Below are 18,492 nucleotides of genomic sequence, written 5' to 3' on the forward strand. Positions count from 1 at the left end.
GCGCCCGTCTTCCGCTGCGAAGGAGACCAACCATGGCACTGCACAAGCTCGGCAAGGATCCGGAGTCCCCAGTCAACAACTCGCCGGCTGTGTCACTGGACCCGAACAGGTTTGGCGACCTGCTGAAGCACTGTCAGCGAACCGCTGTACACCTGGAGATGCGCGACGGGTATATGCGCTCCGACCAAGCGTTCATCGACTGGAAGGCTGGCCAGCGGCTCGACGCCGCCACCCGCTGGCCGGAGTGGTTCGCGATTGTGACCGAAGCCCGTAGCCGAGGTGTCTCTGTCCGCCGTGCCCGAATCGTCTCGGAGCCGGTCAGCGACTATGTGCAATTCGAGTACGAGGTCACCGAAGGCCTGAACGTGGCGGCTGGTGAAGATGTCCGTTGGCTCCCCCGGAGGGGGGCTACCGACCTCGCCCTCCCGGGAAACGATTTCTGGGTCTTCGATGACCAACTGCTCCTCGTGAATCATTTCGACGGCGACGGCGAGTGGACGTCCCCGGAACAGACCGACGACCAAAACACGGTGAAGCTCTGCGCGACTGCCTTCGAGGCGGTCTGGGACAGGGCCACGCCGCACTCGGAGTACCAGCCCATCTGACAAGAACGACGAGCCCGGTGCCCTTGTGGGTGACCGCGCAAGAACCAGCAGCCGACTCGACATAGGAGACAGCCGTGGCCCTAGAGTTCATCGGGATTGATCCCACCAGCGAGAAGGACGGCTCCCCGACGGTGTGGGTCGAGGAGGAGACTGCGGATCTGATCTTCCAGGGGGAGAAGGCCGACGAGCTCCTGGCTGCTCTGGTGGGTGGTCAGAGCTGGGCCCCTGACCACCCGGCAGGCATTCCTGCTCACGAGTGGGTCATGCGGATTCCGGTACACATGGTGCCGATCATCAGGAAGGCATGCGATGTCGCAGAGCGCAGGGCTGCCGGTGGTTCCGAGCTTTGAGGAGTCGCTGGCCAACACCAGCCACTCAGCGGTGCATCTGGAGATGCGGGACGCCTACGGCGTCGGCGGCGAGTCGTCAGGCTTCGCTCGCTGGCTTCGCACCGGCGAGCGGAACAACGACCCAGACTCGGACTACTGGCGAGACTGGGTACAGATGATCAGGGCCACCGTAGACCGCGGTGTAGTCATCCGGCGGGCCCGGATCGTGTCGGAACCGGTGACCGACTACATCCGGTACGAGCACGGCGGGACGAACGTCAACCTTGCCTCCGGCGAGCTGATCCGCTGGCTGCCGCGGCGCCTGGCGTCCGACATCGCCTTGCCGGGTAACGACTTCTGGTTGTTCGACGGGAAGATCGTGGTGTTCAACCACTTCACCGGTGCTGGCGACTGGGCGGAACCGCCCAAGGAACTGCGGACTGAGGCGGAAGTGGCGAAGCTGTGCAGCGCCGCCTTCGAGGCGGTGTGGGCTCGGGCCATCCCCCACGAGAAATTCTCTGTCTGACACTTCGTCGCTACGATCTCTGGACCACCTGCTCATGTCGTTGGCTCCTGCTTCGTCGAGCGCTCAAGCTGCGCGCAAGGCGCTGGCCGATCGGCTCAAGGACCTTCGCAAGGACGCCCAGCTCAACAGCCGGGAACTGTCGGACCGTTGTGGCTGGCACCCGGCCAAGACCTCCCGCATCCAGGCCGCCAAGATCGCACTCTCAGAGGCGGACATCAGGGCTTGGTGTGCCGCCTGCGGCGTGGAGGACCAGGTACCCGACTTGATCGCCGCGTCCCGAGCGGTCGAGTCCATGTACGTCGAGTGGCGGCGGCTGAAGGCAGCCGGCCTGAAGAGCCTTCAGGACTCCTACGCCAAGCTTTACGAACAGACCGGACTGTTCCGGTTCTACACCTCGGACGTAGTCCCTGGGGTGCTTCAGACGGCCGCCTACGTCCGGGCGATCATGACGCGGTCGGCGGTTGGTGCGAGCCGTTCCGAGGAGGACCTTGAGCAGGCGATCAGCGCCAAGATGGACCGAGCGAACATCATCCAGCGCGGCAACCACCGCTTCCTGTTCCTACTGGAAGAGTCCGTGCTCAGGTACCAGCTCGGTGACGCGGGGGCCATGGCAGGACAACTCGGGCACCTTCTGGCAGTGATCCCCCTTCCCCGTGTCAGCCTGGGCGTGATCCCGTTCAGCGTCAGCCGGAAGCTGTGGCCGGTGGAGTCCTTCCGGATCTACGACGAAGCCCGCGTCCAGGTGGAGTTGGTGACAGCGTCGGTCAACGTGACCGCCCCGACCGAGGTGATCGAGTACCTGACCACCTTCGCCGAGTTGCAGAGCATGGCTGTGTACGGAGCCAAGGCTCGGGAGTTGATCACCGCCGCGATAGCTGCACTCGGGTGAGTTCAGGCAAGTAGTCGCAACTTCCTGGAGCCCGACGGTAGCTGGTTCTTACCCTCAAAAGAGCTGAATCACGAGCTGAGGGAGCGAGGTCAGCGGCTGTGGACGCAGGAGTGCTGGACAAGCCGATCCAGGATGACGAGAACTGCTCGGAGTGCCAACGGCTCCGCGTGCAGGAGCGGGCCGCGTTCCTGGCCGGGGACGGCAGCAGGCGGACTGACGTGCGGGTGATGCGCCGCAAGCATGTGGCCGAGGAGCACTCGGTTGCTGAGGAGCCCGACCACGCCGACGCTCTGCCCGGTCGCCGTCCGGTCGGTACGGAGATCAAGGGCGTCGTCGCCTGCAGCGGCGACGGCTACCAGAGCATCTCCGTCACACCCCGGGCCGACGGCACCTACTCCGCCAGCCTCGGCTGACGTGGCTTCAGCCGCCGATGGCGGACATCGGGCGGTCGGGCTGGTGGAACTCGGGGTTGTCGATCCCGGCGCCGGCCTTCTTGCCCCACATGGCGGCCCGCCACAACGCGGCCAGTTCGGCGTCGTCGGCGCCGGAGCGCAGGGCGGTGCGCAGGTCGGTCTCGCCTGTCGCGAAGAGGCAGTTGCGGACCTGGCCGTCAGCGGTGAGGCGGGTGCGGTCGCAGGCACGGCAGAACGGGCGGGTGACGGAGGCGATCACGCCCACGGTGGCCGGGCCGCCGTCGACCAGCCAGCGTTCGGCGGGGGCGGCGCCACGGGCGGCCGAAGGCTCGGGGGTCAGAGCAAACCGGGAGCTCAGCCGCTCCAGGATCTCCTCCGCGGTGATCATCTGTGAGCGGTCCCAGCCGTGCTGGGCGTCCAGCGGCATCTGCTCGATGAAGCGCAGCTGGTAGCCCCGCTCGACGCACCACTCGAGCAGGTCGGCCGCCTCGTGATCGTTCACATCCCGCATCAGCACGGCGTTGAGCTTGACCGGGGTGAGCCCGGCGGCCTCGGCGGCGGCCAGGCCGGCCAGCACGTCGTCGTGGCGGTGGCGGCGGGTGAGGGTGAAGAAGGTGTCGGCGTCGAGGGTGTCGAGGGAGACGTTCACCCGGTCGAGGCCAGCCGCCTTCAGAGCCGAGGCGGTCCGGGCCAGCCCCACCCCGTTGGTGGTCAGCGACAGCTCGGGGCGGGGCTCCAGCGAGGCGCAGGCCTCGACGATGGAAACCAGTCCCGGCCGCAGCATCGGCTCCCCGCCGGTGAAGCGGACCTCGGTGACCCCGAGCTCGCGGACGGCCAGCGAGACCAGGCGGACGATCTCCTCGTCCGTGAGCAGCTCCGGCTTGCCGAGCCACTGCAGGCCCTCCTCGGGCATGCAGTAGGTGCAGCGCAGGTTGCAGCGGTCGGTCAGCGAGACGCGGAGGTCGACAGCCTGACGACCGTAGGTGTCGAGGAGCACGGCGGCCTCCTTCCGGGAGGGAACTGGCCCGGCCCGTACGACGGGTCGGGGGGGCCGGGCCAGCTTAGCCGCAGTGCCGGTCGCCGATCGGTACGGTCCGATCAGTGGGCGCCGAGGCCCGTGAGCGACCTGACCTCCAATTCAGCGTACTTCTGCGGGTCGGCCTGCTCGCGCGAGAGCAGGGTGCCGATCACACCGGCCAGGAAGCCGACCGGGATCGAGATCAGGCCGGGGTTGGAGAGCGGGAACCAGTGGAAGTCGCTGTGCGGGAAGAGCGAGTCCTTGGCGCCGGAGCCGACCGGGGAGAAGAAGACCAGCGTGACCGAGGTGATCAGGCCCGCGTAGACGGAGCTGACCGCGCCGGTGGTGTTGAAGCGCTTCCAGAACAGCGAGTACAGGATGGTCGGCAGGTTGGCCGAGGCCGCCACCGCGAAGGCCAGTGCCACCAGGGCGGCGGTGTTGAGCTTGTCGGCGAAGATGCTCAGCACGATCGCGACCGCGCCGATCGCCACCGCCGCCAGCTTGGCGGCGCCGACCTCCTCGCGCTCGGTGGCCCTGCCGCGCCGGATCACGTTGGCGTAGAGGTCGTGGGCGAAGGAGGACGAGGAGGCCAGGGTGAGCCCGGCGACCACGGCCAGGATGGTGGCGAACGCGACCGCGGAGATGATCGCGAGCAGCGCCGCGCCGCCCGAGGTGCCCGCCCCGCCGCCCAGGTGCTCGGCGAGCAGCGGCGCGGCCGTGTTGCCCGCGACGTTGGAGGCCTTGATGGTCTTGGGCCCGACCAGCGCGGCGGCGCCGAAGCCGAGCGCCAGGGTCATCAGGTAGAAGACGCCGATGATGCCGATCGCCCAGAACACCGACTTCCGGGCCGCCTTGGCGGTGGGCACGGTGTAGAAGCGGACCAGGATGTGCGGCAGCCCGGCGGTGCCGAGCAGCAGCGCGAGCGCGAGGCTGATGAAGTCCAGTTTGGTGGTGCCGGTGAGGCCGTACTTCAGCCCCGGCTCCAGGAAGTGCGAGCCCTTGCCGCTGGCCTCGGCGGCCGCGCCGAGCAGGCTGGAGAGGTTGAAGTGGTACTTGGCGAGCACCAGGACGGTCATCACCCCGGCGCCGATGATCAGCAGCCCGGCCTTGATGATCTGCACCCAGGTGGTGCCCTTCATGCCGCCGACCACCACGTAGACCACCATCAGCGCGCCGACCGCCACCACCGTCCAGCGCTTGGCGCTGTCCCCGCTGACGCCGAGCAGCAGGGCGACCAGCGAACCGGCGCCGACCATCTGGGCGAGGAGGTAGAAGATCGACACCACGATGGTGGAGATCCCGGCGGCGGTGCGCACCGGCCGCTGGCGCATCCGGAAGGCCAGCACGTCGGCCATGGTGTACCGGCCGGAGTTGCGCAGCGGCTCGGCGACCAGCAGCAGGGCGACCAGCCAGGCGACCAGGAAGCCGATCGAGTACAGGAAGCCGTCGTACCCGGCCAGCGCGATCACGCCCGCGATGCCGAGGAAGGAGGCGGCCGACATGTAGTCGCCGGAGAGCGCCAGGCCGTTCTGGAAGCCGGAGAAGCCGCGCCCGCCGGCGTAGAAGTCGGCGGCGTCCTTGGTCTGCCGCCCGGCCCACAGGGTGATACCGAGGGTGGCGACCACGAAGACGCCGAACAGGGCCAGGGTCAGGCTGCGGTGGTCGGCCGCCGAACTGGCCAGCTGCAGGGTGTTCGTCATTCGCCGGCCTCCCGGGGAGCCACGAGGTTGGTGGAGCCGTACTGCGCGCGGATCGCGGCGGCCGCCGGGTCGAGCCGCCGGTCGGCGTAGCGCGCGTACCAGGCGGCGATGGCGAAGGTGCTGGCGAACTGGAGCAGGCCGAGCACGAGCGCCAGGTTGATGTGGCCGAAGAGCTTGGTGGCCATGAAGGACGGCGCGTAGACGGAGAGCAGCGCGTACAGCAGGTACCAGAGGACGAAGCCTGCGGTGACGGGGAAGGCGAAGCCTCGGAAGGCTCTGCGCAGACCGCGGAACTCCTCGGTCTGTTCGATTCGTTCATCGTCCGGGGGCAGCTCTGGCGGCAGCGTCTCGGCAGCGGGCGGGGTGTCCACTCGGGGTCTCCTGTCGTCCTCGGGATGCGCAGAAGGGTGCCTGACGTGAGGGACGTCACAGGCAGAGGGTGCCGCTGCATGGTAAAGCGATCAGAGGGTTACAGAAAGTACCCGACCGGCGCAGTCATGTGACTTGGCCGAAAACTGATCAAAATACGCCACAGGGGCGGCACCCCTCCCGGGTGCCGCCCCTGCTGAATGAACGTCACATCAGACGGTGGATCAGAACGAGATCCGGACTTTCAGCGCCGACCGGTCGTCCATGGCCCGGTAGCCGTCCGGCACGCCGTCCAGGTCGACGGTGCGGTCGAACACGAGGCCGGGCTCGATGCTGCCCGCGAGCACGTCGGCCAGCAGCTCCGGGATGTACGCCCGGGCCGGGGCCACGCCGCCGACCAGGGCGACGTTGCGGTTGAACATCTGCGAGATGTCCACGCCCGCGCTGCCGCCGTGCGGCACGCCCACGTAGCCCACCGCGCCGCCGTCGCGGGCGATCGAGATCGCGGTGCGCATCGACTCCTCGGTGCCCACGGCCTCCAGCACGGCGTGCGCGCCCTGGCCGCCGGTCAGCTCGCGGACGGCCTCGATCGCGGCCTCGCCGCGCTCGGCCACCACGTCGGTGGCGCCGAACGTGCGGGCGATCGCCGTACGGGCCTCGTGGCGGCCCAGCGCGATGATCCGGCCAGCGCCCAGGCGGTGCGCCGCCAGTACGCCGCACAGGCCCACGGCGCCGTCGCCCACCACCGCGACGGTCGAGCCCGGGCGCACCCCGGCGGAGACGGCGGCGTGGTGGCCGGTGGCCATCACGTCCGAGAGGGCGAGCAGGCTGGGCAGCAGCGCCTGGTCCGACTGGGCCTCCTTGGGCAGCTGGACCAGCGTGCCGTCGGCGTGCGGCACCCGGACGGCCTCGCCCTGGCCGCCGTCGGAGCCGATCTCGCCCCAGAAGCCGCCGTGCGGGCAGGAGGTCTGCAGGCCGTCCTTGCAGTAGTCGCAGGTGCCGTCCGACCAGACGAAGGGGGCGACCACGAAGTCGCCCGGCTTGAAGCCGGTCACGTCGGCGCCGACCTGCTCGACCACGCCGAGGAACTCGTGGCCGATCCGCTGGCCGGCCTGGCGGGCCGCGACGCCCCGGTAGGCCCACAGGTCACTGCCGCAGATGCAGGCGTTGACCACGCGGACCACCGCGTCGGTCGGCCGCTGGATGACAGGGTCCGGGACCTCCTCGATCCGGATGTCGTTCGGGCCGTGGATCACGGTGGCGCGCATGAGGGTCTTCCTTCGTGAGTCGATCAACCTCGTACTACTACTGTCGGACAACTGGTTCTATTCCGGCCGATGGGACATCCGGTCGAAATGTCGCGTACGCCACTGTGCGGCCCGTGCGGGGCAGGGGGTGTGGGCGCTCGCCCTTAAAGTGGTTGACCATGCACGCGATCCAGTCACCGAGCGACGACTCCCTGTGGGACTCCCCCTGGGACGCCGCCCTCCCGGCGCAGCGCTCCGGCCCGGCCGACGACCAGGAGCCGGGCTTCGCCGTGGTCGACGTCGAGACCACCGGTCTCGGCCGCTCGGACCGGGTCATCTCCGCCGGTGTCTACCAGCTGGACGCGCACGGCGAGGTCACCGACCACTGGTACACCCTGGTCAACCCCGAGCGGGACCCGGGCCCGACCTGGATCCACGGGCTGACCAGCGCGCAGCTCGCGGGCGCCCCGACCTTCCCCGAGATCGCCGGGGAGCTCTCCGAGCGGCTGCGCGGCCGGGTGATGGTCGCGCACAACGCGCTCTTCGACTGGAACATGATCTCCCGCGAGTTCGCCCGCGCCGGGCTGCGCGCCCCGGTCGAGCAGCGGCTGTGCACCATGGTGCTCTCCCGCGACCTGGGCCTGCCGCTGGCCAACGGCAAGCTCGCCACCCTGGCCGCCTACTTCGGCGTCCAGCAGCGCCACGCGCACAACGCGCTGGACGACGCCCGGGTGCTCGCCGAGGCCTTCCGCCCCAGCCTGCAGCTGGCCCGCCAGGTCGGCGTGCCGCTGCCGCTGACCACCTGCGTGGCCGTCACCGACATCAGCGAGCTCGAGACCGCCTCCCCGGCCGCCGCCTCCCGCGGGTGGTCCTCCTCGTACCGCCCGGCACGCAAGCGCCCCGCCTGCCCGTACCCGAACCCGGGCCGCTGGCAGGACGGCACGCCGCTGCTCCAGGGCATGCGGGTGGCCATCACCGGGGACACCGCGACCGACCGGGAGCTGCTGGAGGACCGCGCGATCGAGGCCGGCCTGCACATCGCCACCTCTGTGAGCCGCCTCACCAGCCTGCTCGTCACCAACGAGCCGGACAGCTGGAGCGGCAAGGCCCGCAAGGCCCGCGAGTACGGCACCCCCGTGGTCGGGGAGGACGCCTTCCTCCAGCTGCTGCGCGAGGTCGCCGCGCACCCCGGTGTCTGAGCACCGGGACAAGTGGGCGTAGCGTGCGGTTGTGTACCGATTTCTGCTCTCCCGGCGCTGGGCGACCATCTTCCTGGTCGCCCTGCTGCTGATCCCCACCATGATCCGGCTGGGCTTCTGGCAGTACCACCGCCACGAGGCCCGTGTCGCCCGCAACGCCCTGATCGGGGAGAACCTCAAGGACGCCCCGGTCGCGTTCGACTCGCTGAGCACCCCCGGCAAGGCGATCCCCGGTGACCAGGTCTGGCGGGCCGTGACGGCCACCGGCACGTACGACGCGGCGCACGAGTTCGTGATCCGGCAGCGGACCGAGCCGGGCGGCAGCAGCATCGGCTTCTTCGTCATCACCCCGCTCAGGCTCGCCGACGGCAAGGGCTCCGTGCTGGTCAACCGCGGCTGGGTCGACTCCCCCGGCGACGCCGCCAGCTACCCCGCCGTCCCGGCCCCGCCGGGCGGCACCGTCACCGCCACCGGCCGCCTGCGGGCGGACGAGACCCACGCGAGCACCGGCATCGTGGACCGGGGCGGTCTGCCGCCCCGCCAGTTCAAGCTGATCAACAGCGAGGCCCAGGCCGCCGCCACCGGCGCCACCCTCCTCGGCGGCTACCTGGAGCTGGCTCCCTCCTCGGGATCGAGCACCCCCGAGGCCCTCCCCGACCCGGAGCACTCCGACATCGGCCCCCACATGGCCTACGCCATCCAGTGGTGGCTCTTCACCACCCTGGTCCCGGTCGGCCTGGTGATCATGGCCCGCCGCGAGGCCCGCGACCGGGCGGCCGCAGCGGCGAAGGCTGCCGCCGAGGCCGAGGAGCCGGAGCTGACGCCCGCGCCGTAGCGGCGGGCCCGGCCTACGGTGGAGCGGTACGTCTGCTCGCTCGTGCCGAAGGCACCGGATTCGGAAGGGGGCACCGATGCCCCTCGGCCCGCTCGACCCTCGGATTGCGGCGTTGCTGGAGCAGTTCGGGGTGGACGGGCCGCCGCCCGCCACCGCGCCCACCGTCCAGGAGATGCGGGCCGGCAACCGGATGCTCTCGCTGGCCGTCGCCCCGGACCCGCCGGTCTCGGTCGGAGCGGTGCAGGACACGAGCCTGGCCGGGGTACCGGTACAGATCTACCGGCCGTTCGAGTCGGCACGCGGCGGGCGGGTGCCGACCGTCCTGTTCATCCACGGCGGCGGTTTCGTCGTCGGGGACCTCGACACCCATGACGGAATCTGCCGGCGCCTGTGCCGGGACGCGGCCGCCGTGGTGGTCAGCCCCGACTACCGGCTCGCCCCGGAGCACCCGTTCCCCCTCGGGTACGAGGACTGCCTCGCCGTGGCCCACCACGTCGCCGACCACCTCGCCGACTTCGGCGGCAGCCACGGCCCGCTGGCCGTCGCGGGCGACAGCGCGGGCGGCAATCTGGCCACCGGGGTGGCACTGGCCTTCCGCGACGAGGGCCGCCCGCTGGCCGCCCAACTGCTCGCCTACCCGACCACCGACCTGCGCAGCGGCATCGACTACCCGTCCCGCACCGAGTGCGCGACCGGGTACCTGCTCACCACGGCCGAGGTCGAGAACGACATGCGGCTCTACCTCGCGGACGCCCCCGCCGCCGCCGACCGCGCCCCGGCCTCGCCCCTGCTCGCCGAGAACCTCCGGGGCCTGGCCCCCGCCGTCATCGGCTGCGGCGAACTCGACCCGCTGCGCGACGAGGGCCTGGCCTACGCCGACGCCCTGGCCGCCGCCGGCGTCCCGGTCCGCAAGCACCGGTACGCCGGGCTGATCCACGGCTTCCTCAACTACGACTCCCACTCCCGCGCGGTCGACGCCGCCGTCACCGAGCTGTTCACCGAGCTGCGCGAGCTCCTCCAGGCAGCCTCGCCGCGGTGAGCGGGTGACGGCGGCGGCGCGGGCCCGACGGGTGAATTACCGACGGGCGGCCGCCGCGCCGGGCGCCACACAACTGGGACGGTCCCGGCCGACCGCCGTCCGGCCAGGACCGTCCCAGTCGCGGGGAGAGCCGCTCCCCCCGTTGTGAGTGGCTCTCCCGCTGGTGCGTGACGATCCTGCGCCACCGGAGGCGGGCCGGGCCAGTGATTCGATGACAGTCGAAGGCAGCACGCACCGGCCCCCTGCATAGAGTTGGGCCATGGATCTTGGCTTGCGGGACAGGGTGTACGTGATGACCGGCGCGACGCGGGGCCTCGGCTTCGCCTCGGCGCGGGAGCTGGTGCGAGACGGTGCCCGGGTGGTGCTGAGCGGACGGACCAAGGAGTCGGTGGCCGCCGCCGTGGCCGAGCTCGGGGCGCCCGAGCTGGTGCACGGGGTGGTGGCCGACAACGCCGACCCGGGCAGCGCCGCGCTGCTGATCGACGCCGCGCGCGAGCGGTGGGGCCGGCTGGACGGTGTGCTGATCAGCGTCGGCGGCCCGGCCCCCGGGCCGGTCGCGGCCGCCGGGGACGAAGCCTGGCGGGGCGCCTTCGAGTCGGTCTTCCTGGGGGCGCTGCGGATCGCCCGGGCGGCCGCCGAGGCGCTCGGCGAGGGCGGGGCGATCGGCTTCGTGCTCTCCGGCTCCGTCCGCGAGCCGATCGGCGGCCTCGGCATCTCCAACGGCCTGCGGCCCGGTCTCGCGATGGCCGCCAAGTCGCTCGCCGACGAGCTGGGCCCGCGCGGCATCCGGGTGGTCGGCCTGCTCCCGGCCCGGATCGACACCGACCGGGTCCGCGAGCTGGACGCCCTGAGCGGGGACGCGGCCGCCGCCCGGATGCGCAACTGCGAGAACATCCCGCTCGGCCGCTACGGCACCCCCGAGGAGTTCGGCAAGGTCGCGGCCTTCCTGCTCTCCCCGGCCGCCTCCTACCTGACCGGTGTGATGGTCCCGGTCGACGGCGGGGCCCTGCGCGGACTCTGATCATTGATCATGTCCATGACCTGCCGTGTCATCGGCGGGTAAGCGAACGGTTGGTGTCGCGTAAGGGCCCGCGCTCATTCTCGTACCCGCACCGCCACCCGGCGTGTGCACGGGGATCGAGCCGAAGGGAGACCGTCATGACCTACGGATGGCCGCCGCCGGGCCGTTGAGCCGGTGATCGCTGACCGGACGCGGGAGCCTGGGACGCCCCGGCTCCCGCGTCCCTCCATCCGACGGAAGGCGGACGCTTGCCCCCCTACGACCCGCTCGCACCCGAGGTCCTCGAGGACCCCTACCCGGTGTACCGGCGACTGCGCGAGGCCGCACCGGTCCAGTGGCACGAAGGGCTGCACTCCTGGGTGGTGCTGACCCACCAGGACTGCTGGTCGGTGCTGCGCGACCCGCAGCGCTTCGCCAGCGACCCGCGCCGGGCCGGCCACGAGCACGGCAGCCCCTACCTCCAGACCATGGACCCGCCCGAGCACGGCGAGCTGCGCCAAGTCCTCACCACCGCGCACCGGGAGCTCGACACCGCCGGCATCGGCGCGGGCGCCGCCGCGCAGACCCGGGCGCTGCTGCGCGAGTGCGGCCCGGAGCTCGACTACGTCGCGGACCTCACCGAACCGGTGGTCCTCACCGCGATCTGCCGCCTGCTCGGCATCACCACGCCCCCGGCCAAGACCTTCGTACCGCTCGTCAAGACCATCGAGCAGGGGATGGACGCCGGCCTGGTCCCCGCCCAGGCCGAGCCGGCCATGCGGGCCGCCACCGAGTTCGGCGGCCTCGCCCGGGAGTGGATGGCCCGTGCCGGGCAGCACGGCCTGGTCACGGGCGCGCTCCGGGCCGGGGAGGGCCTGGGGGTGCCCGAGCAGGTCGTCCTCGACACGCTCACCACGCTGTTCCTCGCCGGGTTCAGCACCACCGTCTCGGCGGCGGCGAACGTCCTGCTCGCGCTGGCCCGCCACCCGGCCGCCTTCGAGGCGATGCGCGATCCCGGCCTGCGCGGCTCGGGGGTGGACGAGCTGCTGCGCTACGACGGCCCGGTGCAGGGCACCGGCCGCTTCGCGGTGGAGGACCTCGTCCTGGGCGGCGCCCGGATCAAGCGGGGCGACACCGTGGTCACCCTGTTCGGGGCCGCCAACCGCGACCCGGCCCAGTTCGCCGAGCCGGACCTGATCGTCCTGGACCGCAGGCCCAACGCACACCTCGCCTTCGGCTGGGGCCCGCACGTCTGCTCGGGCGCCGCACTGGCCAAGACCGTCCTGCTGGCGATCCTGGGCGTGCTGCTCGAGGGCCCCGCACCCGAGCTCGCCGGGCCGGTGCCGCGCACCCGCTGCGCCACCGTCCGGTACCCCAGCCGACTGCCGGTCTCCCTGCCGTGACACCCGATCGGCCGCTGCGGCGCAACCTGCGGTTCCAGGGCCTGTGGGCGGGGGCCGCGGCCAGCGCGGTGGCGGTCCGGATCGCCGAAGTGGCGTACCCGCTGGTGATCCTGGCCATGACCGGCTCCCCCGCGCTGGCCGGGCTCGCGGGCGCCGTCCAGGCCACCATGGCACTGCTCACCCTGCTCCCGGGCGGCCTGGTCGCCGACCGGGGCGACCGGCGGCTGGTGCTGCTCGTCACCGAGGCCGGGCGGGCGCTCGCCCTCGCCTCGCTGCCGCTGGCCCTGACGCTGCACCGGCTGACGCTCTGGCACCTGCTGGTGGTCTCCGCCCTGCTGGGCGTCGGCCAGGCGGTGAGCAGCCCCGTCCGGCTGCTGGCGCTGCGCTCGGTGGTGCCCGCCGAGCAGCTGCGGCAGGCCCTCGCGCAGGAGGGGGTGCGGGCGAACGGCGCCGAGCTGCTCGGGCCGCCGCTCGCGGGCCTGCTCTTCGGCCTGGGCCGCGCCCTCCCGTACGGGGCCGCGGCCGCGGGCTTCCTGCTCTCGGCCCTGTCGGTGCTGGCCGTCCCCTTCGAGGCCCGCTCCGCCGCCTCCGCCACCCGCTCCCGGGCGGCGGGCGGGCTGTGGGCCGGGGTGCGGTACCTGCGGGGTGACCCGGCCTTCCGGACGATCCTGCTGCTGGTCACCGCGACCACCACCGTCTCGGCCGCCGTGCCGCTGATCCTGCTGGTCTCACTGCGGGCCCAGGGCGTCTCGCCGCATCTGATCGGCCTCGCGCTCTCCGGCGCGGCCGTCGGCGGCCTGGCGGGAACGGCCCTGACCAAGCCGCTGCACCGCCGGCTGAGCCCCCGGGCGCTGATCCTGACGGTCAGTTGGCTGTTCGCCGCCGAACTGGTGCTGCTCGGTGCGCCGATCGGGGCGACGGGCGCGTTCCTGGTCTCGGCGGCGGACATGCTCGGGGTCCCGGCCCTGGTCGTGATGGTCGACCTGCTGGTCTTCCAACGGGTACCGGACGCGGTGCGGGGCCGGGTCATGGCGGCGACCAGTGCCGCCTTCGCCCTCGGCGCCCCGGTCGGCGGCCTGCTCGGCGGCGCCCTGCTCCAGCGGCTGGGCCCGCCGGCCACCGCCGGGGCCCTCTCGGCCCTGCTCGTCCTCCTCGCCCTGGCCCCGGCCACGGCGGGCCGCAGCCTGCACGCCGTGGCCTGGTCGCCCCCGGCCGGCCGGCCCGACGCCGCCAACTGACGGGAGGCGTCACCGCGCCTCGGTGAGCGGCCCCGCGAGGCGGTCCAGGACGTGGGGCCGGCCCTCGGCGCGGGGCCACCCGTTCGGCCCCGCGGCCGGAGCGCCGGGCCCGCGGGCGTGCCAAGGATGGTCGCGACGATCCGCTCACCGAGGAGGCCCGCCATGGCCGCACCGACCCGTCCGCCCGCCCCCGTCCTCGAACCCGCCGCCACCGAGCTCGCCCGGGCCACCGACCCGCACCCGCGGATCTACGAGATCCCGCCCGCCGAGGGCCGGGACGCCCTGGCCGGGCTCCAGGCCGACCCCGGCGTGGCCAAACCCGCCGTCGCCGAGCAGTGGGCCGAGGTGGACGCCGGCGAGTGGGGCACCCTCAAGGTCCGGATCCTGCGCCCCGAGGGCGTCTCCGGCGTACTGCCGGTGATCGTCTACATCCACGGCGCCGGCTGGGTGTTCGGCGACGAGAACACCCACGACCGCCTGGTCCGCGAGCTGGCCGTACGGGCCAACGCCGCCGTGGTCTTCCCGGTCTACACCCGCGCGCCCGAGGCCAAGTACCCCGTCCAGATCGAGCAGAACCACGCCGTCGGCCAGTGGCTGCGGCAGCAGGGCCCGGCGATGGACCTCGACCCCGCGCAGGTCGCCGTCTGCGGCGACTCCGTCGGCGGCAACATGGCCACCGTCTTCGCCATGATGAACACCGAGCGCGGCGGGCTCGCGCTCAAGTGCCAGGTGCTGCTCTACCCCGTCACCGACGCCAACTTCGACACCCCCTCCTACCGCCAGTTCGCCGAGGGCTACTTCCTCACCCTCGACGGCATGAAGTGGTTCTGGGACCAGTACACGACCGACCCCGCCCAGCGCGCCGACCCGCACGCCTCACCCCTGCGCGCCCCGCTCGACCGCCTCGCGGCCATGCCGCCGACCCTGGTCATCACCGACGAGGCCGACGTCCTGCGGGACGAGGGCGAGGCGTACGCCGCCCGCCTTCGCGAGGCCGGGGTCCGGGTGACGGCCGTACGGGTGCTCGGTATCGTCCACGACTTCATGATGCTGGACAGCCTGCGGGACACCGCCGCGAACAGCGTCGCCCTCAAACTCGCCGGTGACACCCTGCGGGAGGCGCTGCACGGGTGGTGAGCTCAGTCCAGGTGCCTGCGGGAGTGCGTCGGGCGGCGCGCTCCCGCCAGGTGCAGCCGGATGACGGACTCGAGGTCGGGGCGGCCCAGGGTGGTGCGGGCGTCGCTCAGGGGGCCGTCGCGGTAGGCCGCGAGGGCGGGGGCCGGGGCGGCGTCCGGGTGGAGGTGGAGGGTGGTGTGCAGGCGCAGGCTGTGCGGGGTGCCGGTCAGGCGGGTGCGGACTCGGGAGACTTCGGGGAGCTCGATCGTCCGGGTCTCGATGACGTCCTCCAAGGCACGGCTGCGGACCCGCAGTTCGGGGAGGTGGACGGTACCGGGCCCGCTTCGGCGCAGTTGGCCGGCCAGCCAGGCGGCTGCCGCGAGGACGGTCAGGGAGAGCGCGGCGATCACGGCCGGCCACCACCAGGAGCGGTCGGCCCAGCGGGTGCGGGAGGTGGTGGAGACCACCGGCTGGTGGGGGGAGGTGAGGGGCCACCAGGTGGGCGGGTGCAGGTGCAGGCGGCTGTAGAGGTCGAGGCCGCCGAACAGGACCAGGGCGCCGCCGACGGCCAGGAGCAGGCCGGTGGTGGCGAGTACGGTGCGGTTGAGGGTGCTTCGGCTCATCAGCGGTCCGCTCGGTGGGTCCGGACGTCGAGCCGGTGCGGGCGGGCGAGCGGCACCTGGGCCAGCTCCTCGCGCAACTCCCGCTGGACGGCCGCCGGATCGGCCGTACCCCGGATGGTGACGGTGGTCCGGGCCTGACGGACCTTGACCGTGGCGGCCGTGACCTCCGGCAGTTCGTGCGCCCGCCCCCGGATCACCGCGGCCACCCCGGCCCGGTCCACCGCCGCGGTCCCGTCCCCCACCCCCAGCGGCAGCCACCGCCGCAACCCCGCCGCGAACGCCAGCCACACCAGCCCTGCCCCCACCACCACCGCCGCCCCGGCCCCCACCAGCACCCACGTGTCACTCAGCTCCCGCACGGCCACCTGATGCGCGGCCTCAGCCCGCCACCGCCGGGCCTGATGCCCCGTCCGCACCGCGACCACGTCCCACAGCAACCCCGCCGCCACCACGAGCACGGCGAGCACCACCAGGCCGGTGACCCCGGTCCGCGCCGACCTGGGCCGATGCCCCCCGGAGGCAGGCTCGGGAGGAGTGGAGGAGAGACTCCCGTCGGCCGGCTGCACGGGCGGCCGCGCAGGCGGGTCCTGGGGCGGGTCGTCGGCCTGATCCGGGGTCATGACGGGCCGCCGGTCGGGGTGAAGGCGTCTACGACGATGTGGACGTGGCGGACCTTGGTGCCGGTGTAGGTCTCGACGTGGGTGGTGGCGGCGGTGCGGGCGAGGGCGGCGAGGGCGGGGAGGTCGGCGGGGAAGGGGAGGGTGAGGTGGACGGTCAGGCGGGCGGCGTGGTGGGAGGTGGTGACGGTGACCCGGGTGGGGCGGGCGCCGGGGGTGGGGGCGAGGGCCTCGCGGACGGCGCGGGTGGCGATCCGGGCCAGGACACGGTCGGCGCAGCGCAGCGCCCCGCGGTCGGCGGGGCTGCGGCGGGGGTGGCCGGCCGGCGTGTGGGCCAGGCTCAGCAGGACGGCCCTCACCGGCGGCGGTCGCGGCTGCGCAGCAAGTCCCCGAGCTCGCCGAGCCCGATGTCCCCCTCGAGCAGGCGCCCGACCACGAAGCCCGCGGCGCCCAGCACCGCGACCAGGAGGAAGGCGGCGAACCCGCCGAAGTATCCGGCGAAACCCAGGGCCATGCCGACCAGCAGGCCCGTCAGGGCAAGATTCATCCGCTCTCCTCCTAGGGACGGGCCTACTGCACCCGTGGGCGCTGGCCTCGGTTGGGTTCCTCGTCCTCGTCCAGGTCCGGCTCGTCCGGCAGGTGGACGTCGTTGACCGCGATGTTCACCTCGACCACCTCGAGGCCCGTCATCCGCTCGACCGCCGTGATGATGTTCTGCCGCACCTCGGCCGCGAGCTTCGGGATCACCACCCCGTACTCGACCACCAGCGCGATGTCGATCGCCGTCTGCTTCTCGCCGACCTCCGCCTTGATGCCCCGGCCCACGCTCGACCGGCCGCCGGGTACCCGGTCCCGCATGGCGCCGAAGGTGCGGGACAGGCCCGAGCCGAGGGCGTGGATGCCGGAGACCTCGCGGGCGGCCATCCCGGCGATCTTCTCGACCACGCCGACCGCGAGCGCGGTGCGGCCCCGGTCGGCCGTGGGGTCGGGGGCGGCGGGGTGGTGCGGGTCGTTCTTGTGCAGGTCGGCGGGTGTCGGGGTGTCAGGCACGGCGGTCTCCTGGGGTGTCCTGTCCAGCTATATCGCAAACCAGACCAACAGTGACACTCCGCCACGAACTACGCACGATAGGCCAGGCAAATGACGGGGGCGGCAGACGCCGCAGGGGGTACGCGGCCGGGCCGCGTACCCCCTGCTGGAGGAGAAGGAGGAGGATCAGTCGCCGATCCCGGCGAGGTCGCGCAGGCGGCGGGCCTGGGCGGCCCGCTCGGCGGTGCGCTGCTCCTCGTAGCTGCGGTCCGCGGCGCCCTGCAGCAGGGCCTTGGTCTCGTTGACGGCGTTGCGGGGGGCGGCCAGCAGGGCGGCGGTCAGGTCGCGGACGGTGCCCTCGAGCTCGGCGGCCGGGACGGCGACGTTGGCCAGGCCGGAGGCGACGGCCTCCTCGGCGCCGACCCAGCGGCCGGTGGCGCAGATCTCCAGCGCCCGGGCGTAGCCGACCAGGTCGGTGAGCGGCTTGGTGCCGGTGAGGTCGGGGACCAGGCCGAGCGAGGTCTCCTTCATGGCGAACTGCACGTCCTCGGCGACCACCCGCAGGTCGCAGGCGAGGGCGAGCTGGAAGCCGGCCCCGACGGCGTGGCCCTGGACGGCGGCGATGCTGACCAGGTCCGGACGGCGCCACCAGGTGAAGGCCTCCTGGTAGAAGGCGATGGTCTCGTCCAGCTCCTTGTCGTCCGCGTGGGCCAGCGCGATGAAGTTGGGCTCACCGGGGATGCCCTCGGGGGTGAACATCGCACGGTCCAGGCCGGCCGAGAAGGAGACACCCTCGGCCCGCAGCACGACCACCCGTACGGTGCCCGGCAGCGCCCGGCCGATCGCGGCCAGCCCGCGCCACATCGCGGGCGACTGGGCGTTGCGCCGCTCGGGGCGGCAGAGCGTCACGACGGCCGTCTCGCCGTCGAGCTCCAGGCGGACACCGGCCTGCTCCCAGAGCTGCTGGTCGTCGAGGGCGAGGGTGGTCATGGGCGGTACCTCCAGCGGGCGGACGGGCGGGAAAGGCGAAGCTACTGGAGAGTAACAAACCCGGCCGCCGCTGCACAGAGCCGCTCCCACACCCACTTGTGCAGCCATCTGCACACACCAACACTAAAAGTGTCATGGAGTGTCACACGGCATCATCCAAAACGACGAAACGACGATCGGCGGCCCGGTTGCCCGGCCGCCGAATCGTCTGGAGCTTTTCACCACTGAAGTCTTCGCCGAAGAAGTCCCCGTCGAAGGCTTCGTTCAGAATTGCCGCCCGTCTTGCCGCGGCTCACCGTATCGCGCC

Annotated in this window: 22 protein-coding genes; 12 read left to right on the forward strand and 10 right to left on the reverse strand. The window is 72.4% G+C overall.

The features are described from left to right. Positions 1 to 32: 32 nt before the first annotated feature. The 5 genes from ABT095_RS06180 to ABT095_RS06200 all read left to right on the forward strand — a co-directional run bounded on the left by ABT095_RS06180 (position 33) and on the right by ABT095_RS06200 (position 2,762). A complete protein-coding gene (locus ABT095_RS06180) occupies positions 33 to 605 on the forward strand; it encodes a DUF6879 family protein (RefSeq protein ID WP_350528096.1) in 573 nt (190 codons plus the stop codon). Between the two features lie 74 nt (positions 606 to 679). Continuing rightward, positions 680 to 955 (forward strand): hypothetical protein, encoded by a 276-nt coding sequence (locus ABT095_RS06185; protein WP_350528097.1) that lies wholly within the window; start codon positions 680 to 682, stop codon positions 953 to 955. Further along, positions 915 to 1,460, forward strand: coding sequence for a DUF6879 family protein (locus tag ABT095_RS06190; RefSeq protein WP_350528098.1), 546 nt, complete (start codon positions 915 to 917; stop codon positions 1,458 to 1,460). The genes ABT095_RS06185 and ABT095_RS06190 overlap by 41 nt, the downstream gene beginning before the upstream one ends. A gap of 34 nt (positions 1,461 to 1,494) precedes the next feature. After that, complete coding sequence (locus tag ABT095_RS06195) at positions 1,495 to 2,349, forward strand: helix-turn-helix domain-containing protein (RefSeq protein WP_350528099.1); 855 nt, start codon at positions 1,495 to 1,497, stop codon at positions 2,347 to 2,349. A gap of 98 nt (positions 2,350 to 2,447) precedes the next feature. After that, positions 2,448 to 2,762: a hypothetical protein gene (locus ABT095_RS06200; protein ID WP_350528100.1), complete on the forward strand. Its 315-nt coding sequence runs from the start codon at positions 2,448 to 2,450 to the stop codon at positions 2,760 to 2,762. Between the two features lie 7 nt (positions 2,763 to 2,769). Here ABT095_RS06200 and moaA read toward each other — a convergent pair whose 3' ends face one another. From moaA to ABT095_RS06220, 4 genes are all read right to left on the reverse strand, one after another. Continuing rightward, positions 2,770 to 3,759, reverse strand: a complete 990-nt coding sequence (gene moaA / locus ABT095_RS06205; RefSeq protein WP_350528101.1) for a GTP 3',8-cyclase MoaA — start codon at positions 3,757 to 3,759, stop codon at positions 2,770 to 2,772. 101 nt (positions 3,760 to 3,860) lie between these two features. Next, on the reverse strand, positions 3,861 to 5,480 hold the full coding sequence (locus ABT095_RS06210) for a monocarboxylic acid transporter (protein WP_350528102.1): 1,620 nt from the start codon (positions 5,478 to 5,480) through the stop codon (positions 3,861 to 3,863). Continuing rightward, positions 5,477 to 5,851 (reverse strand): DUF485 domain-containing protein, encoded by a 375-nt coding sequence (locus ABT095_RS06215; protein WP_350528103.1) that lies wholly within the window; start codon positions 5,849 to 5,851, stop codon positions 5,477 to 5,479. The genes ABT095_RS06210 and ABT095_RS06215 overlap by 4 nt, the downstream gene beginning before the upstream one ends. Before the next feature lie 222 nt (positions 5,852 to 6,073). Next, complete coding sequence (locus tag ABT095_RS06220) at positions 6,074 to 7,117, reverse strand: zinc-dependent alcohol dehydrogenase family protein (RefSeq protein WP_350528104.1); 1,044 nt, start codon at positions 7,115 to 7,117, stop codon at positions 6,074 to 6,076. 158 nt (positions 7,118 to 7,275) lie between these two features. On the opposite strand from ABT095_RS06220, the gene ABT095_RS06225 reads away from it, so the two are divergent. From ABT095_RS06225 to ABT095_RS06255, 7 genes are all read left to right on the forward strand, one after another. After that, positions 7,276 to 8,295, forward strand: a complete 1,020-nt coding sequence (locus ABT095_RS06225; RefSeq protein ID WP_350528105.1) for a DEDDh family exonuclease — start codon at positions 7,276 to 7,278, stop codon at positions 8,293 to 8,295. A gap of 31 nt (positions 8,296 to 8,326) precedes the next feature. Then, on the forward strand, positions 8,327 to 9,130 hold the full coding sequence (locus ABT095_RS06230) for an SURF1 family cytochrome oxidase biogenesis protein (protein ID WP_350528106.1): 804 nt from the start codon (positions 8,327 to 8,329) through the stop codon (positions 9,128 to 9,130). A 76-nt stretch (positions 9,131 to 9,206) separates the two neighbouring features. Beyond that, positions 9,207 to 10,169 (forward strand): alpha/beta hydrolase, encoded by a 963-nt coding sequence (locus tag ABT095_RS06235; protein ID WP_350528107.1) that lies wholly within the window; start codon positions 9,207 to 9,209, stop codon positions 10,167 to 10,169. Positions 10,170 to 10,428: 259 nt separating this feature from the next. Then, positions 10,429 to 11,190: an SDR family oxidoreductase gene (locus ABT095_RS06240; protein ID WP_350528108.1), complete on the forward strand. Its 762-nt coding sequence runs from the start codon at positions 10,429 to 10,431 to the stop codon at positions 11,188 to 11,190. A gap of 248 nt (positions 11,191 to 11,438) precedes the next feature. After that, positions 11,439 to 12,572, forward strand: a complete 1,134-nt coding sequence (locus tag ABT095_RS06245; RefSeq protein ID WP_350528109.1) for a cytochrome P450 — start codon at positions 11,439 to 11,441, stop codon at positions 12,570 to 12,572. Next, a complete protein-coding gene (locus ABT095_RS06250; RefSeq protein WP_350528110.1) occupies positions 12,569 to 13,810 on the forward strand; it encodes an MFS transporter in 1,242 nt (413 codons plus the stop codon). The genes ABT095_RS06245 and ABT095_RS06250 overlap by 4 nt, the downstream gene beginning before the upstream one ends. Before the next feature lie 162 nt (positions 13,811 to 13,972). Then, positions 13,973 to 14,947 (forward strand): alpha/beta hydrolase, encoded by a 975-nt coding sequence (locus ABT095_RS06255; RefSeq protein WP_350528111.1) that lies wholly within the window; start codon positions 13,973 to 13,975, stop codon positions 14,945 to 14,947. Between the two features lie 2 nt (positions 14,948 to 14,949). On the opposite strand, the gene ABT095_RS06260 is transcribed toward ABT095_RS06255, so the two are convergent. From ABT095_RS06260 to ABT095_RS06285, 6 genes are all read right to left on the reverse strand, one after another. Further along, positions 14,950 to 15,549 (reverse strand): alkaline shock response membrane anchor protein AmaP, encoded by a 600-nt coding sequence (locus ABT095_RS06260; RefSeq protein WP_350528112.1) that lies wholly within the window; start codon positions 15,547 to 15,549, stop codon positions 14,950 to 14,952. After that, on the reverse strand, positions 15,549 to 16,169 hold the full coding sequence (locus ABT095_RS06265; RefSeq protein ID WP_350528113.1) for a DUF6286 domain-containing protein: 621 nt from the start codon (positions 16,167 to 16,169) through the stop codon (positions 15,549 to 15,551). Before ABT095_RS06265 ends, ABT095_RS06260 begins: the two co-directional genes overlap by 1 nt. Then, entirely contained in the window at positions 16,166 to 16,525 is a 360-nt protein-coding gene (locus tag ABT095_RS06270; RefSeq protein WP_350528114.1) for a hypothetical protein, read from the reverse strand. Before ABT095_RS06270 ends, ABT095_RS06265 begins: the two co-directional genes overlap by 4 nt. Next, positions 16,522 to 16,713, reverse strand: a complete 192-nt coding sequence (locus tag ABT095_RS06275) for a hypothetical protein (RefSeq protein WP_104818835.1) — start codon at positions 16,711 to 16,713, stop codon at positions 16,522 to 16,524. The genes ABT095_RS06270 and ABT095_RS06275 overlap by 4 nt, the downstream gene beginning before the upstream one ends. A gap of 23 nt (positions 16,714 to 16,736) precedes the next feature. Next, entirely contained in the window at positions 16,737 to 17,189 is a 453-nt protein-coding gene (locus tag ABT095_RS06280; RefSeq protein ID WP_350528276.1) for an Asp23/Gls24 family envelope stress response protein, read from the reverse strand. A gap of 192 nt (positions 17,190 to 17,381) precedes the next feature. After that, positions 17,382 to 18,185: an enoyl-CoA hydratase/isomerase family protein gene (locus ABT095_RS06285; RefSeq protein WP_350528115.1), complete on the reverse strand. Its 804-nt coding sequence runs from the start codon at positions 18,183 to 18,185 to the stop codon at positions 17,382 to 17,384. Between the last annotated feature and the right edge of the window lie 307 nt (positions 18,186 to 18,492).

Source organism: Kitasatospora sp. NPDC002227 (assembly GCF_040296285.1).
Classification (GTDB): domain Bacteria; phylum Actinomycetota; class Actinomycetes; order Streptomycetales; family Streptomycetaceae; genus Kitasatospora.